Here is a 266-nt window from a genome sequence, read left to right on the forward strand (position 1 = left end):
GCCGAATCGGTCGATCGGGGCCGCTGGATCCATCGAGCTTGTCAGGATAGGGCCATGCTTGAGATCACGTTGCTCGGAACTGGGAGCCCCATTCCCGACCCGGACCGTGCCGGACCATCCACTCTGGTGCGGGCCGGCGCGCAGGCGTTCCTGGTGGACTGCGGTCGCGGCGTGCTGCAACGCGCGGCGGCCGTCGGTGTGGGCGCCGCAGGATTGTCGGCGGTGCTGCTCACCCATTTACACAGCGACCATATCGCCGAGCTCGG

Annotated in this window: 1 protein-coding gene; it reads left to right on the forward strand. The window is 68.0% G+C overall.

The annotated features are described in order from the left end of the window. Positions 1 to 54: 54 nt before the first annotated feature. On the forward strand, positions 55 to 266 hold a 212-nt coding region (locus ACRHOZ_RS21010), incomplete at its 3' end, for an MBL fold metallo-hydrolase (RefSeq protein WP_431130244.1).

This window comes from Flagellimonas flava (genome assembly GCF_050617915.1).
Classification (GTDB): domain Bacteria; phylum Bacteroidota; class Bacteroidia; order Flavobacteriales; family Flavobacteriaceae; genus Flagellimonas; species Flagellimonas flava_A.